At 34.4% G+C, this 279-nt stretch carries 1 protein-coding gene; it reads right to left on the reverse strand.

Translation table 11 applies throughout. From position 1 onward, the window contains the following. Positions 1–83 precede the first annotated feature (83 nt). A partial coding sequence (locus SB717_RS35260; protein ID WP_410907565.1) for a DUF2087 domain-containing protein occupies positions 84–279 on the reverse strand: 196 nt, incomplete at its 5' end.

The raw sequence follows: 279 nt of genomic DNA on the forward strand, positions 1-279 counted from the left end.
GTTGAAGCGTTCATAGACTTACTACAAAGAAACAGCAAGACTAGCACAGGCTTATAATCAGCGGGGATCCCCTCGCTGATTCATTATTTTAACTCCTCCCACTTCGTCCAAACTTCTCTCCCGTTTATACGGTACATACTATCCTCTCTATCCATAAACCTATGTACAATAAATTCACGTCTAATTGTACAAAAATCATCATGATATTGTTTTATAAATGTATTAATTTCTTTTTCTGTATATTGATTTTCAGCATTTAACTTGCTAACTAAATGCTCT

Source organism: Priestia sp. SIMBA_032, assembly GCF_046535215.1.
Taxonomy (GTDB): domain Bacteria; phylum Bacillota; class Bacilli; order Bacillales; family Bacillaceae_H; genus Priestia; species Priestia aryabhattai.